This window comes from Sporosarcina sp. Y838, from assembly GCF_056786515.1.
In genome coordinates this window covers 38,014-51,749 of record NZ_JBXCJD010000020.1, presented here as the reverse complement: position 1 = coordinate 51,749, position 13,736 = coordinate 38,014, and the positions used below count along the sequence as shown (strand labels likewise).

The following is a 13,736-nucleotide window of genomic DNA, read 5'->3' as shown; positions in this document are numbered from 1 at the left end:
AGATCCCTCAAAGAAGATGAGGTTGATAGGTCTGGGGTGGAAGCACGGCGACGTGTGGAGCTGACGGATACTAATCGATCGAGGACTTAACCATTTTGAAGAAGGTTTGATTACCCTGATTCATGCACACAATGTCTGTTTCATTCAGTTTTGAGCGAACAAAATTAATTATTTTGTAAAAACGCTTGCAATAGCCAACAAGTCTTGATATAATTAATCTTGTCTTGTGGAAAATAGTCTAGTGACGATTGCGAAGAGGTCACACCCGTTCCCATACCGAACACGGAAGTTAAGTTCTTCAGCGCCGATGGTAGTTGGGGGTTTCCCCCTGTGAGAGTAGGACGTCGCTGGTCTGTTATTCCAAAAGAACATACTTACTGTATGATCTTTATATTATTCCGCAGTAGCTCAGTGGTAGAGCAATCGGCTGTTAACCGATCGGTCGTAGGTTCGAGTCCTACCTGCGGAGCCATTTAGGAGAGCTGTCCGAGTGGCTGAAGGAGCACGATTGGAAATCGTGTAAGCGGCTAACGCTGTTTCAAGGGTTCAAATCCCTTGCTCTCCACCAGAATTTACTTTCATAATAATGGCCCCTTGGTCAAGCGGTTAAGACACCGCCCTTTCACGGCGGTATCACGGGTTCGAATCCCGTAGGGGTCACCAATGCTTTTTCAAAACGAAGTTTTGAAAAGAGTAATCCATAAGTACTTTAAACGAAGTTTTAAAAAGAGTTTATCAATATTTTACCCAGGAGGATTAGCTCAGCTGGGAGAGCACCTGCCTTACAAGCAGGGGGTCGGCGGTTCGAGCCCGTCATTCTCCACCATTAAGTTTTTTAAGCAGATCCACCGCTTAAATAAACTTCCATATATTTACTTATATAAATACTATTGTCGCGGGGTGGAGAAGTGGTATCTCGTCGGGCTCATAACCCGAAGGTCGCAGGTTCAAATCCTGCCCCCGCAACCAAATTTTATTGTGAATACAGCCTTTTATACACAATTCTTGTACAATAGAAGGTTCAGGTTCATATACATTTATTGATATTTTATATTGTTGTCGCGGGGTGGAGAAGTGGTATCTCGTCGGGCTCATAACCCGAAGGTCGCAGGTTCAAATCCTGCCCCCGCAACCAAATGGTCCCGTGGTGTAGCGGTTAACATGCCTGCCTGTCACGCAGGAGATCGCCGGTTCGATCCCGGTCGGGACCGCCATTTTTTATATTAAAGGTTTAGAATAAGCAAGCAGATAGTTGAAGCAATCGAATATAGGATAGAACGTATGTAGTTACGTGACTGACCGAATGATTGAATTAGACATAAAGGTGCATAGCTTAACAAAAGCCAAACATGTGGCTCAGTAGCTCAGTCGGTAGAGCAAAGGACTGAAAATCCTTGTGTCGGCGGTTCGATTCCGTCCTGAGCCACCATTTAACTTAATATGCCGGAGTAGCTCAACTGGTAGAGCAACTGACTTGTAATCAGTAGGTTGAGGGTTCAAGTCCTTTCTCCGGCACCATATACACCTATTGTGGTGGGGTAGCGAAGTGGCTAAACGCGGCGGACTGTAAATCCGCTCCCTACGGGTTCGGCGGTTCGAATCCGCCCCCCACCACCAACTTTTTTTAACATGAATTATGTGTTGAAATGAATTTCCATTTAGGGGCATAGTTTAACGGTAGAATAGAGGTCTCCAAAACCTTTGATGTGGGTTCGATTCCTACTGCCCCTGCCATTTTTTTAATTCAACTTATTATTTTGGCGATTGTGGTGAAGTGGTTAACACATCGGATTGTGGTTCCGACATTCGAGGGTTCGATCCCCTTCAGTCGCCCCATTTTTTACACTTTCTCAAATCAAAATAAACATCATGGCGGTTGTGGTGAAGTGGTTAACACATCGGATTGTGGTTCCGACACTCGAGGGTTCGATTCCCTTCAGCCGCCCCATTTTTATATTTTTTCAATTCAAATGAGATATCATGGCGATTGTGGTGAAGTGGTTAACACATCGGATTGTGGTTCCGACACTCGAGGGTTCGATTCCCTTCAGTCGCCCCATTTATCTTTTTGGGGTATAGCCAAGCGGTAAGGCAACGGACTTTGACTCCGTTACTCGTTGGTTCGAATCCAGCTACCCCAGTTTTGCGGAAGTAGTTCAGTGGTAGAATACGACCTTGCCAAGGTCGGGGTCGCGGGTTCGAATCCCGTCTTCCGCTCCAATTTCTACGGCGGCATAGCCAAGCGGTAAGGCATGGGTCTGCAACACCCTTACCACCGGTTCGATTCCGGTTGCCGCCTCCATATTTTATTACTACAGTATGGAAAATGAATATTACTATGCCCGAGTGGTGGAATGGCAGACACGTCGCACTCAAAATGCGATGCCGCGAGGCGTGCCGGTTCAAGTCCGGCCTCGGGTATCATATGGAAAAAACACAACTTCGGTTGTGTTTTTTTATGCTTACTTTTAACTACTGTGGTATGGTTTTTCTAAAGTGATTGAAAGAAAATCGGGTGGAGGAATCAATATGCCTTTAATAGAACATCAGCAGTTTATTCATGCCCCTATTGAACGCTGCTTTGATCTTACACGTGATGTGGATATTCATACTCGTACAACAGAAAGTACGAAAGAGAAAGCCGTGGGTGGCATTACGACAGGTTTATTGTCGGCTGGGGATGTTGTCACATGGGAAGCTGTTCATTTCGGTATAAAGCAAAGGCTGACTGCAAAAATAACAGTAATGAATAGACCCTATCTGTTTGAAGATATATTGGTGAAAGGCGCCTTTCACTCTTTCACACATATTCATGAGTTTATTGAAAAGGATAATGGCACTCTGATGATTGACAGATTTCAATATACATCACCTTTTGGACTGATTGGTGTTATAGCAGATAAGTTGTTCTTGGAAAGCTATATGAAGAATTTTATCATGAGTCGGGCTATAGCTCTGAAGGATATTGCAGAAAGTGAGTAACGGGTGTTTCGTCACGAAAAGGTGACTTGATAAATAAGTATTGAATTTATCTACTATATAAATTGAAATCAAGAATTCCTTCCAACCCGCTTCGACTAGACCTTTTAGGGCACCTACGCTCAGGCTATTAACCGGATTCAATATTTAAACTAATATAGTGAAAAAACTCCTTTTACCAAAACTTTTTTTAAATTGGTAAAGGGAGTTTTTTGGGGGAAGAAATAGGCGAAGTTTCATTCTAACCTTTGAAGTAACATGTCTTCTTATTTATCTGTAATAATTTACATAATAAATCGTCTAATAATTAAAGGGGGGGAGATTGTGTGACGAACCATAAAATCGAGGAGTGGTTTCGACTGTACGAAAGGGATATCACGAGTTTCCTAACTTACTATACAGGTTCACTGGACGTCGAGGACCTTGTACAAGAGACCTTCATGATTGCTATGAAAAAGATGTCTAGCTTCAAAAATCAATCCCATCCGAAAACGTGGTTGATTTCAATCGCAAGGAACAAGGTCGTCGATGAATATCGCAGAAGGAAAGTATGGGGGAAAATCAAATACTTATTTTTCCGTGAGCAAAGACATTCAAATGAATTGGAAGACCAAACAATTCAGAACCAGGAGATTATCCAATTATACAAAGCAATTCATCAACTTTCTCCGCGATATAAAGAAGTGGTAATACTTAGGGGCATATTAGAGCTAACGCCTAAAGAAGTGAGTGAAATACTGAAAAGTAATGTGAATCAAGTGAATGTCACGTTTCATCGAGCGTTAAAGAGACTAAGGGAAATACTTGTGGAGGAGGGCTATGCTAATGAAGAGGGTGGAGAACTTACAAGAAAATCTGAAAAACCTTCCTAAATACACATTGAATGTAGAACAGAAAGAAAGAGTCAGCCTGGCTTTGAAAAGGAGGACGAAATCTAGAAAGAGAGCACAATTTGTTAACCCTATCATTGTATTCACTTTACTATGTGCGACTGTATTTGTTCTTGCCCTATCAAATAATTGGTTTTATGAACTGAGACAGTCGTTTCAGCCTCAAGTCGAATTTACATCGGGAGAAGCGGAAACCTTCAACTTAGCAGATAGTAATTATCAAGTGACTGGAATTGAAGGTAAGGTGGGAATGTTATTTAACGAGAAATTTGTTGCAGAAGATGCTAGAAGAGGAGCAAAGATGATGCTCTACTTTTGGGGGGATGCGTCAGAACTCGCAGGTGAAAATTACACAGTTGAAGCTAGAAATACTTACAATAAAAAGATTACAATGTCTGAAGGGATTTTTGATGGGTTTTTATTTGCTGAAGATATTCAACAGATATTGACTAGTTTTCCACCATTTCCGACAGAGGGTGAATGGCAACTTTCCTTCCTTGTGAATGATCAATTACTAGAGGAATTCACAATTGAAGTCCTTCCACCATTTCCAAAGACCGAACATTATACTTTGATTAATCAACCAATGGAACTTAAAGTAGGTGAGGAGACTGAAATCACAATTGAAAGTTCAGTGGATAGTGGGAAGGAAATAGAAGTGAAGTTACTGAATAAGAAAGGAAGTATAGTGTCTGAACATGTTTTTGCCCAAGGCGGCAGCTATATTGGAGCGGGTTCATTTATTTATCACTATCAAGGGAATTTAAAATTACCAGAGCATGGCACCTGGACATTACTCATCGATGGTGAGAAAACAAAGCCATTCAAAAATTGAAGCTAAAAAAATCGCTCCTTTCCGTCGATGCGGAAGGGGCGATTTCCATTATGGGAGATCAGATTATACTACATTGGGGTTGACCATTGCAGTTAGCTTGGTAGCTTTTCGGTTCATTCCCCTCAATTATAAACACTATCAGCCTACTTCAATAGATGTCTGTTCCTTATGTAAAACATAAGAACGAACGTCTCCGCCGCTAAGGCTTGTGAACATATTTCCACATGCTCTCGTCAGTTCAAAAGCTTTAGCCGCATCCATGGATGGGCGTAGAAAGTAGATATGCATTGCTTCAGTCGTTTCTTCAGTTACTGCTGTTCGGATTGAATCGACATAGGGACTTCCAAATGAGCTATAATCATCTTTCAAGAGTATAATGTCTTTTAACGAATTGAAACGGCCATTTAGCCCATCATATCCATCATCGTTGGTACCTGTCGTAACCAATACATCACCGACGATTTTTTGGAAATCATAGATGCCCATTGGAATTGAATGCTGCAAGGATAAGAAGTTGTTTAAGTCGACGGCATTATGGAATGGGTTAATGAAGTTTTCCTGTTTGATCCGACGCATAAGTGCTTCTGAAGAATTGCGGTAGCGATTTGGATCCGCGCCAAGTGTTTTCCATATCGTACGCCATTCCTTAATAGCGGGTAAATCAGTAATAGATTTATCCTCAAATTCAAAGAAAAGTTGCTCTTGGAATAATTGCAATTTTCCTTTTAACATTTGAGGCGATTCTGACACTGTAATTTTGGTATAATGGTTAATGCCCAATTTTAAATCGGGCACGGCTTCTAATAGGTCTTTCGCTAATTTAATATTCAATAAATTCACCCTTTATATAGTTTAATTCAATAGTAGCATAGTGGAGGTGATACAGTGTGAATGCTGTTCTAGTGCAACAGTTGGTGAGGGCTTATGCGGAGTCGATTGGGATTGATAAAGTCGGTTTTACAACAGCTGCACCATTTCGTGAATTGAAAAACCGCTTGAAGCGCCAGCAAGATCTTGGCTTTCAGTCGGGTTTTGAGGAAAAAGATTTAGACAAACGGACTGAACCTGGACTTCTGCTAGATCAAGCAGAGAGTATCATTTCAATAGCTATTGCGTATCCATCCAAAATGGCTGATTCACCGAAAGGGAAAAAAGGGGAAAGAAGAGGAATCTTTTGCCGTGCATCCTGGGGTACAGATTATCATACGGTTTTACGGGAGAAGTTGGGACTTCTTGAGAAATTTATATTGGAACAAGTACCCACCGCTAGAGTAAAGTCTATGGTCGATACGGGGGAACTTTCTGATCGTGCTGTTGCAGAACGAGCAGGCATCGGTTGGTCTGCAAAAAACTGTTCAATTATTACACCGGAGTTTGGTTCATATGTATACCTAGGTGAAATGATCACGAATATCCCATTTGCGCCAGACGTTCCGATGGAAGATGAATGCGGGGAATGTAGACTCTGTCTTGACGTATGTCCAACGGGTGCTTTGATTCAAGGAGGGCAGTTAAATGCGCAGCGTTGCATTGCTTTCCTAACACAGTCGAAACTCCCAATCCCGGAAGAATTTCGGATGGAGTTTGGTAATCGAGTGTACGGGTGTGATACATGTCAAACGGTATGTCCGAAAAATAAAGGTAAGCATAATTTACATCAGCACGCTTTCCAACCGGACCCTGAACTGGCTAAGCCGCTTCTTCAGCCGATTCTTAAGTTGTCGAATCGTGAATTTAAAGAGAAGTTTGGCCATGTATCAGGATCTTGGCGCGGAAAAAACCCGATTCAACGAAATGCAATCATTGCACTCGCGCATTTCAAGGAGGAGTCTGCGGTACCTGAATTAATCAGTATGCTAGAGAATGATCCGAGGCCCGTCATTCGTGGTACGATTGCTTGGGCACTTGGTCGAATTGGTTTGGAAGAAGGACATGTAGCTATTAAGGAAGCATTATTGAAAGAGGAAGATCCGGAAGTGCGCGCTGAATTAGAAAAGGCGGCAAATAGCTGGAAAGAAAGAGTTTAAGTGGAGGAAGTGTTGAAATGGCAATACATGTAGCATTATTTGAACCGCTCATTCCTGCAAACACAGGGAATATTGCACGGACATGCGCGGGAACAGGAACAAAATTGCATCTTATCAAGCCACTCGGTTTTTCGACAGATGATAAAATGTTGAAACGGGCGGGGCTTGATTACTGGGAACATGTAGATATTACGTATCATGAAGGAATTCGTGAATTATTTGCAGATAATCCCGATGCCCTGTTTTATTTTTTGACGAAGCATGGAGATAAACCTCATACTGCTTTTGATTATTCAAATGTTTCACAAGATATATTTTTCGTCTTTGGAAAAGAGACGAGCGGACTACCTGATGACGTTTTACGTGAAAACGAAGATAGATGTCTTAGGATTCCAATGAATGATAATATACGGTCACTCAATTTATCGAATGCTGCTGCTATTCTTATTTATGAAGCACTTAGACAGCAAAATTATCCAGGACTGGCATGAAAAAACGGGACAGCCAGAAGGCATGTCCCGTGTATTAATCATTATTTTCTTTGACCAGGTATCTTAACTTTACCAGGCTTATCATCGTATCCACCTGTAAAAATTGCAGATAGGAATGCGAAGCAAACACCTATAATTAGAATTACTGTCATGATAGGTACCTCCTGTAAATTCATTAGTAGCTTTATTAAGTATACCCTATTTTTATTGGAATTGAAACGACCGTCTGGAAAAATTGTGACAGAGCAGAGAATAGTGAAACTTTTTGTTCGCTTGTCCGTATATAACATAACGACTAAAACGATATGGAGGTAAGATATATATGAATTGTTCTACAGGAATGAAATGGGTAACAGCAATTGCTGAAGGGTTTCTCGCAATTCCACTCATTGGGGGAGCTTTTGTCATAGGTACTGGCTATTCGGCACTTGTCGTCATGTTTGTACTACACGCAATTACGTTAATTCTTTCAATCCGTGAGATGCAAGGCAAGTCTGCATCGATCCTAGGTCTTGTAACAAGCGTAGTGAGTGCCATCCCACTTATAGGCTGGTTCATGCACCTACTGACTGCAGGAGCGCTCTTACTATCGGCAATCACTTCTAGCCGCAGAGTAAAGATATAAGAAAATGCGCTTCCGCCTAAAAACGGAAGCGCATTTTTTAATGTGGTAAAAAGAACAGTTGATAGGTGAACAGTACTGCGAAAATATACAACAGCACAGGAACTTGTTTCCCTTTCCCCTTAACCACTTTTAAAAGCGGGTAGGTGATGAAGCCTAGTGCAATACCTGTCGCAATGCTTGAAGTAAGCGGCATCGTCAGAATAACTAAAAATGCCGGGAATGCTTCATCGAAAGAATCCCAGTCTACATCTTTGACAGCGCCAATCATCAGACTTCCGACAATGATTAAAGCAGGAGCGGTTATCGCTGAGACACTCGATAACGAACTTACGAGCGGACCAAAAAATGCCGCGACAAGGAATAGAATTGACACTGTCAGTGTTGTCAAACCTGTCCGGCCACCTACTGCTACGCCAGAGGAAGATTCAATGTAAGCTGATGTAGGGCTCGTTCCAAACATGGAGCCAAATGTCGTTGCAATAGAATCTGCAAGTAATGCATGACGTGCACGTGGTAGCTTGTTTCCTTTCATCAGGCCAGCCTGTTTTGCAACGCCAATCATCGTACCAGTTGTATCAAACAAGGTCACGATAAGGAAGGCAAAGACGACACCATACAAACCGTGTGAGATAACATCCCCGACTGCCGTAATGGGATTCCAGACTAAAATACCCTCAGGTAAATGAGGCATTTTCCATAAAGCGCCTTCAAATTTAAGCTGACCTGTAAATGCTGCGACAATTCCCGTCAAAATCATTCCGATGAAAATCGAGCCATAGATATTCAGCGTCATAAGAATTATCGTAATTAGAAGGCCGAATAAAGCAAGTAGAACCGGTGGTGAGGTGAGGTCGCCAAGCTTAACAAGATTCGCTTCATGTGGAGCAACGAGTCCGGAGAGCCGTAAACCAATAAAGGCAATGAATAATCCTATCCCGGCCGTAATTCCCAGTTTCAAGCTCTCGGGAATGGATTCGATTAATTTTTCGCGGAAAGATGTCAATGATAAGAGAACAAATAATAGTCCAGCAACGAAAACTGCGGAAAAAGCGGTCATATAATCGAGTTGTCCATCAGAGGCAAGAATAATAGATGTGAAATAAGCGTTCAATCCCATCCCAGGAGCAATCGCAATTGGATAGTTGGCGAAAAGGGCCATCCAGAGTGTACCAACAACAGCCGCGATAATCGTCGCAATGAATACTTGTTCGAACGGTACACCTGCGTCAGCAAGTATAATGGGGTTAACAATGACGATATAAGCCATTGTTAAAAAAGTAGTCATACCGGCTAATAGTTCAGTTTTTACTGTGGTATTATTCTTTTTTAAATGGAACAACGTAATTCTCCTTTCAAAATACGAACGAAATGAGGTTCAATTACAATAATATTCGTTTTTACAATTAAATTCAACTCTGACTTTTAATCAGGGAATTCGTACTATTCGAATGACGCTTGTACAATTAGTAGTATAAAGGTTAGAAAGGGGAAATACACAATGTCAAAACGATTTACTGGAACAATTGAGCTTGGAAATGGTGTGGAAATGCCACAATTAGGTCTTGGTGTTTATAAAATGACAGAACACGAGCAGACGGTCGAAGCAATTTCCTATGCAATCGAAACTGGATACCGTGCAATCGATACAGCGGCCATCTATGACAATGAAAGAGAAACAGGAGAAGCTGTTCGACATTCCGGAGTTCCAAGGGAAGAGCTGTTCATTACATCAAAAGTTTGGAATACGGATCAAGGATATGATGATACATTGCGTGCGTTTGAGACTTCCTTAAAGAAATTGAACTTAGATTATTTGGATCTCTATTTAACACATTGGCCAATCACTGGAAAATACACGGATACATATAAAGCAATCGAACGACTATATGATGAGAAGCTCATTCGTGCAACGGGTGTTTCCAATCATCACATACATCATCTTGAAAAAATACTTGTTAAAGCGAATGTTGCACCAATGGTAAATCAGATTGAACTTCATCCACATCTGACGCAGGAACCGCTACGTATGTTTTGTAAAGAGAACGACATTGCTGTCACTTCTTGGTCTCCGCTAGCACGTGGGAAATTGCTTATGGAACCAACACTTCTTCAAATTGGTGAACAATATGATAAAACCGCTGCACAAGTAATTATTCGTTGGCATCTGCAGAATAATCTTATCGTCATACCCAAATCAGTGACGCCTGAACGAATTCGGGAGAATAGTGAAGTTGCCGATTTTGAACTAAGGCCTGAAGAGATGGATTCGATTAATGCACTAAATCTCGACGAACGAACGGGAACTGATCCGGATACTTATTAAGTTGAAAATGGACGAGCGTTTTGAGATTGGCATCTGTCAATTGACCTTATAATACAAAAAAAATGCCATGGAGAAACACCCTCCATGGCATTTTTTACATATCTTTCATTTCAACTAGTGTCTGTTGCTCTGTAAATGGATGGATGAACGATACTGCAGCTGCAGTTAATCGATAATTGCCATCTTCCGTTTCACTGCCATCGTATAATGTATCGCCTTTAACGGGATGTCCAAGATGAGACAAGTGCACACGAATCTGATGTGTGCGTCCTGTTTCCAGTTCAGCTTCAACAATGGACGTATCTTCTTTGCGCTCAATGAGTCGAAAGTTTGTAACAGCAGATTGTCCTGACGTTGAGACCAAACGTTTCGCTGGATGATGTCGATCGCGTCCGATAGGCAGTCTGATTGAACCTTTAGGCCTTTTCAGGTATCCGTCTACTTCTGCAATGTATTTTCTGCTGATGTCGTTATTCTCAATCATCCGGTCGAAAAGTGCTTTCGCAATTGGATGCTTCGCAATAAGGACGACACCGGAAGTACCTTTATCGAGACGATGGATATGCTCAGCATATGTACCGCCATTGCTTTTTATATACGCCATGACAGCGTTCATCAGTGTACCGGTTTCACGCGGTCCATCGGGATGGGTTGAAATGCCGGCGGGCTTTACGACTGCGAGGATATGTTCGTCTTCGAATAACACAGTTACGTCGACTTCTTCGTCAGGAACGTATGTTGATGCTGCGTCGGGAAAAGTGAAAACCAACTCTGTACCAGAAACGAGGGGTTCCCGCCAATCATCGACAGGCTCGCCAGTTGAGTCTAGTACACTTTTCCCCATTCGCATTAAATGGACTGTCTTTTTCCCACCCTGCCATTTATCCTTGAGCAAATGCTCGACCGTCATATTGTCTTCTGTTGTCTTATAATGAAATAACGTCATCCAAATCAACCTTCCTACACGTATTCATTATTTTCCTTCGAATTCATTGAAAAACGCACGAATATTTTCCTCTGGTTGTCCACCAAGCATTCGTCCAACTTCTTTTCCATTCTCATAATGGACAAGTGCTGGCCAAGATTCGATTTTGTAGTCTGTATTCATTCCTACTTTATCTCCATATTCTAGCATGTTAAATTGCTGTACATTGACATTCATTTCCTTGGCGATTGGCATCATTACGGGCGTCATTGCTATGCAATATTGACATTCAGGATGGAAATAGTAAGCAGTAACTGATTCACCAGCTTCGATTTTTTTGAAAAGTTCATCTGGTTGTACGATATTGCTATAGTTTTCATTGCCAATCAAATCAATGGTTGATTTCTCGAGATTGTCCGTATCATAAGGATTGTCTTTCAATTTTGTTTCGTTTGCTTTGTTCGCTAAGACGACAATTAGAATAAAAATAGCAATAATAACTCCGCCGATAATCAATAGTTTTTTCAAATTACTTCGACTCCTTCTGCCATTTTAACATGAAAAGGCTTGTGATAAAGATGATTAAAAATGCTGTTAACGCCAAAAAAGGAATAGTGATGAATCCTAGGTAGTTTATGTATTGCCCGGTGCAAGAAACATTTCCACATGTCGGCGCACTGTCGCCCAAGAAACTAATTTTTTGGAGTCCATAATGATATAGAGAAATGCTGCCTCCAATAATAGAAAAAACTGCTGTGGTTAAAGCAATCTTCGCATTTTTTTGGAAAAGGGCAATACCTGAAATGAGTACGATAGGGTACATCAGGATCCGCTGGTACCAACATAAGGTACATGGTTCATACCCTTTTACTACCGAAAAGTATAACGAACCGAGTGTTGCCACCAGCGAAACTGTCCAAATAAGAATTAGACTGTTTTCCATTCGTTTTTGCATAGTTTCAACTCCCGCTTTAGTAACTTCATACATGTTTGATTATAGAGCGTGAAGTGAATCAAGTAAAATATTATTAACTAACGGGACACTGCGATATAATGAATACAAACAAGTTTGGAAGAGGTGTTTCAGGTGAGTGAGGAATTTGATTTGTCCAATTTTGAAATTAGTATGATTATCCGTCAGATGAAATTTGAGGATATAAAGAAGCTTTTAGGTATGCAGGAATTGTGTTTTCCGGGTATGGATCCATGGGAAGAAGGTCATCTGAAAAGTCATTTGGAGAAGTTCCCAGAAGGACAGCTAATTGCTGAGTTAGATGGAGAAATCATAGGTTCTTGTTCAAGTCTGATTATCAACTTCGACGAGTATGACGACCGGCACACATGGGATGATGTAACAGATGAAGGGTATATAACCAATCATAATCCCGACGGTTATAATATGTACGGTATTGAAGTGATGGTTCATCCGGACTATCGACGTATGAAAGTCGGTCAGCGTTTGTATGAAGCGCGTAAGGAGCTTGCAAGAGAGCTCAACTTGAAGTCGATTATCCTCGGAGGGCGTATTCCGAACTATCATAAATTTGCGGATGAAATGTCCCCACGAGAATATGTGGATTCTGTGTCACGCCATAAAATCTATGACCCTGTACTAACTTTTCAGTTGATGAACGACTTTACATTGATGCGGGTTAATCCGAATTATTTACCGGATGATAAAGCATCTAAGAAATATGCAACACTTATGGAATGGAATAATGTTGATTATAAACCACTGACAAAACGACATTTTAAAACGAGTTATCCCGTCCGTATTTGTGTTGTTCAATATTTAATGCGTAAAATCAATTCGTTTGAAGAGATGGCTCATCAGTGTGAATACTTCGTGGATGTCGCTTCGGATGCCAATTCTGATTTCGTGGTTTTTCCGGAAATATTTACGACCCAGCTCATGTCCTTTATGGATGAAGTATCACCGAGCCAAGCGGTTCGTAAAATGACAGAGTATACGCCACAATACATTGAGATGTTTATGAACTTAGCGGTGCGTTACAACGTGAATATTATCGGTGGATCCCACTTTGTAGAAGAAGAGAATGAAGAAATCTATAACATCTCCTACTTGTTCCGTCGAGACGGTTCAATTGAAAAACAATATAAGATTCACATTACGCCAAATGAACGGAAATGGTGGGGGATTAGTGCAGGTGATGCGGTGCGCGTGTTTGATACGGACTGTGGGAAAATCGCGATTCAGATTTGCTATGATATCGAATTCCCGGAACTCGCACGTATTGCGACCGATATGGGTGCTAATATTATTTTCACACCATTCTGTACTGAAGACCGCCAAGGTTATTTACGCGTCCGTTATTGTGCACAAGCCCGTGCCATTGAAAATCAAATTTATACCGTGATATCAGGGACAGTCGGCAACTTGCCACAAACGGAAAATATGGACATCCAATATGCGCAATCAGCCATATTCGCACCATCCGATTTCGAATTTGCCCGTGATGGCATCGTCGGTGAAACGAATGCTAACTTGGAAATGGTTCTTATCGGTGATGTCGACCTTGAGATATTACGCCGTCAGCGTCAAGATGGAACTGTTAAGCAATTGAAAGATAGAAGGCATGACGTGTATCATATTGAGTATAAGAAGGATTAATAGTTGAAA

The 13,736-nt window shown here is 41.4% G+C and carries 13 protein-coding genes, 18 tRNA genes and 2 rRNA genes; 28 read left to right on the top strand and 5 right to left on the bottom strand.

Going from position 1 to position 13,736, the window contains the following annotated elements; translation table 11 throughout:
* From AC1TO4_RS17010 to AC1TO4_RS16900, 23 genes are all read left to right on the top strand, one after another.
* Positions 1-94, top strand: a 23S ribosomal RNA gene (locus AC1TO4_RS17010); the annotation flags it as partial.
* 143 nt (positions 95-237) lie between these two features.
* Positions 238-353: ribosomal RNA gene (gene rrf / locus AC1TO4_RS17005) — 5S ribosomal RNA — on the top strand.
* Positions 354-397: 44 nt separating this feature from the next.
* Positions 398-472 (top strand) — tRNA-Asn (locus AC1TO4_RS17000).
* Between the two features lie 4 nt (positions 473-476).
* Positions 477-568 (top strand) — tRNA-Ser (locus AC1TO4_RS16995).
* Between the two features lie 20 nt (positions 569-588).
* Positions 589-663: transfer RNA gene (locus AC1TO4_RS16990), tRNA-Glu, on the top strand.
* Between the two features lie 87 nt (positions 664-750).
* Positions 751-826, top strand: a tRNA-Val gene (locus AC1TO4_RS16985).
* A 68-nt stretch (positions 827-894) separates the two neighbouring features.
* Positions 895-969, top strand: a tRNA-Met gene (locus AC1TO4_RS16980).
* A 91-nt stretch (positions 970-1,060) separates the two neighbouring features.
* Positions 1,061-1,135, top strand: a tRNA-Met gene (locus tag AC1TO4_RS16975).
* A gap of 3 nt (positions 1,136-1,138) precedes the next feature.
* Positions 1,139-1,214: transfer RNA gene (locus tag AC1TO4_RS16970), tRNA-Asp, on the top strand.
* A gap of 139 nt (positions 1,215-1,353) precedes the next feature.
* Positions 1,354-1,429 (top strand) — tRNA-Phe (locus tag AC1TO4_RS16965).
* Between the two features lie 13 nt (positions 1,430-1,442).
* Positions 1,443-1,518, top strand: a tRNA-Thr gene (locus AC1TO4_RS16960).
* A gap of 14 nt (positions 1,519-1,532) precedes the next feature.
* Positions 1,533-1,617, top strand: a tRNA-Tyr gene (locus AC1TO4_RS16955).
* A 43-nt stretch (positions 1,618-1,660) separates the two neighbouring features.
* Positions 1,661-1,734 (top strand) — tRNA-Trp (locus AC1TO4_RS16950).
* Positions 1,735-1,760: 26 nt separating this feature from the next.
* Positions 1,761-1,836: transfer RNA gene (locus AC1TO4_RS16945), tRNA-His, on the top strand.
* 36 nt (positions 1,837-1,872) lie between these two features.
* Positions 1,873-1,948: transfer RNA gene (locus AC1TO4_RS16940), tRNA-His, on the top strand.
* Positions 1,949-1,983: 35 nt separating this feature from the next.
* Positions 1,984-2,059, top strand: a tRNA-His gene (locus AC1TO4_RS16935).
* Between the two features lie 10 nt (positions 2,060-2,069).
* Positions 2,070-2,141 (top strand) — tRNA-Gln (locus AC1TO4_RS16930).
* A gap of 4 nt (positions 2,142-2,145) precedes the next feature.
* Positions 2,146-2,220, top strand: a tRNA-Gly gene (locus AC1TO4_RS16925).
* An 8-nt stretch (positions 2,221-2,228) separates the two neighbouring features.
* Positions 2,229-2,302: transfer RNA gene (locus AC1TO4_RS16920), tRNA-Cys, on the top strand.
* 38 nt (positions 2,303-2,340) lie between these two features.
* Positions 2,341-2,421: transfer RNA gene (locus AC1TO4_RS16915), tRNA-Leu, on the top strand.
* A 108-nt stretch (positions 2,422-2,529) separates the two neighbouring features.
* Complete coding sequence (locus AC1TO4_RS16910; protein ID WP_482106276.1) at positions 2,530-2,982, top strand: SRPBCC family protein; 453 nt, start codon at positions 2,530-2,532, stop codon at positions 2,980-2,982.
* A gap of 323 nt (positions 2,983-3,305) precedes the next feature.
* Positions 3,306-3,851: an RNA polymerase sigma factor gene (locus AC1TO4_RS16905; protein ID WP_482106275.1), complete on the top strand. Its 546-nt coding sequence runs from the start codon at positions 3,306-3,308 to the stop codon at positions 3,849-3,851.
* The gene (locus tag AC1TO4_RS16900; RefSeq protein WP_482103246.1) at positions 3,805-4,704 is read left to right on the top strand and encodes a hypothetical protein; all 900 of its coding nucleotides are present in this window, start codon (positions 3,805-3,807) and stop codon (positions 4,702-4,704) included. The genes AC1TO4_RS16905 and AC1TO4_RS16900 overlap by 47 nt, the downstream gene beginning before the upstream one ends.
* 138 nt (positions 4,705-4,842) lie before the next feature.
* Here AC1TO4_RS16900 and AC1TO4_RS16895 read toward each other — a convergent pair whose 3' ends face one another.
* Positions 4,843-5,544: a B3/B4 domain-containing protein gene (locus AC1TO4_RS16895; RefSeq protein WP_482106274.1), complete on the bottom strand. Its 702-nt coding sequence runs from the start codon at positions 5,542-5,544 to the stop codon at positions 4,843-4,845.
* Between the two features lie 47 nt (positions 5,545-5,591).
* On the opposite strand from AC1TO4_RS16895, the gene queG reads away from it, so the two are divergent.
* The 3 genes from queG to AC1TO4_RS16880 all read left to right on the top strand — a co-directional run bounded on the left by queG (position 5,592) and on the right by AC1TO4_RS16880 (position 7,847).
* On the top strand, positions 5,592-6,731 hold the full coding sequence (gene queG / locus AC1TO4_RS16890; protein WP_482106273.1) for a tRNA epoxyqueuosine(34) reductase QueG: 1,140 nt from the start codon (positions 5,592-5,594) through the stop codon (positions 6,729-6,731).
* Between the two features lie 17 nt (positions 6,732-6,748).
* On the top strand, positions 6,749-7,222 hold the full coding sequence (gene trmL / locus AC1TO4_RS16885) for a tRNA (uridine(34)/cytosine(34)/5-carboxymethylaminomethyluridine(34)-2'-O)-methyltransferase TrmL (RefSeq protein ID WP_482106272.1): 474 nt from the start codon (positions 6,749-6,751) through the stop codon (positions 7,220-7,222).
* A gap of 322 nt (positions 7,223-7,544) precedes the next feature.
* Entirely contained in the window at positions 7,545-7,847 is a 303-nt protein-coding gene (locus tag AC1TO4_RS16880; protein WP_482106271.1) for a hypothetical protein, read from the top strand.
* 37 nt (positions 7,848-7,884) lie between these two features.
* Here the strand turns inward: AC1TO4_RS16880 and AC1TO4_RS16875 are convergent, their stop codons facing one another.
* The gene (locus tag AC1TO4_RS16875; protein WP_482106270.1) at positions 7,885-9,186 is read right to left on the bottom strand and encodes an NCS2 family permease; all 1,302 of its coding nucleotides are present in this window, start codon (positions 9,184-9,186) and stop codon (positions 7,885-7,887) included.
* Between the two features lie 159 nt (positions 9,187-9,345).
* Between AC1TO4_RS16875 and AC1TO4_RS16870 the strand changes: the two genes are divergently transcribed.
* Positions 9,346-10,170, top strand: a complete 825-nt coding sequence (locus AC1TO4_RS16870) for an aldo/keto reductase (protein WP_482106269.1) — start codon at positions 9,346-9,348, stop codon at positions 10,168-10,170.
* A 94-nt stretch (positions 10,171-10,264) separates the two neighbouring features.
* Here AC1TO4_RS16870 and AC1TO4_RS16865 read toward each other — a convergent pair whose 3' ends face one another.
* From AC1TO4_RS16865 to AC1TO4_RS16855, 3 genes are read right to left on the bottom strand one after another with little or no spacing between them, the layout of a single operon-like run.
* Entirely contained in the window at positions 10,265-11,116 is an 852-nt protein-coding gene (locus AC1TO4_RS16865) for an RluA family pseudouridine synthase (protein ID WP_482106268.1), read from the bottom strand.
* A gap of 27 nt (positions 11,117-11,143) precedes the next feature.
* On the bottom strand, positions 11,144-11,623 hold the full coding sequence (locus AC1TO4_RS16860) for a thioredoxin family protein (RefSeq protein ID WP_482103254.1): 480 nt from the start codon (positions 11,621-11,623) through the stop codon (positions 11,144-11,146).
* Between the two features lies 1 nt (position 11,624).
* The gene (locus AC1TO4_RS16855; RefSeq protein WP_482106267.1) at positions 11,625-12,050 is read right to left on the bottom strand and encodes a disulfide oxidoreductase; all 426 of its coding nucleotides are present in this window, start codon (positions 12,048-12,050) and stop codon (positions 11,625-11,627) included.
* 132 nt (positions 12,051-12,182) lie between these two features.
* Between AC1TO4_RS16855 and AC1TO4_RS16850 the strand changes: the two genes are divergently transcribed.
* On the top strand, positions 12,183-13,727 hold the full coding sequence (locus tag AC1TO4_RS16850; protein ID WP_482103256.1) for a GNAT family N-acetyltransferase: 1,545 nt from the start codon (positions 12,183-12,185) through the stop codon (positions 13,725-13,727).
* The last annotated feature ends 9 nt before the right edge of the window (positions 13,728-13,736 follow it).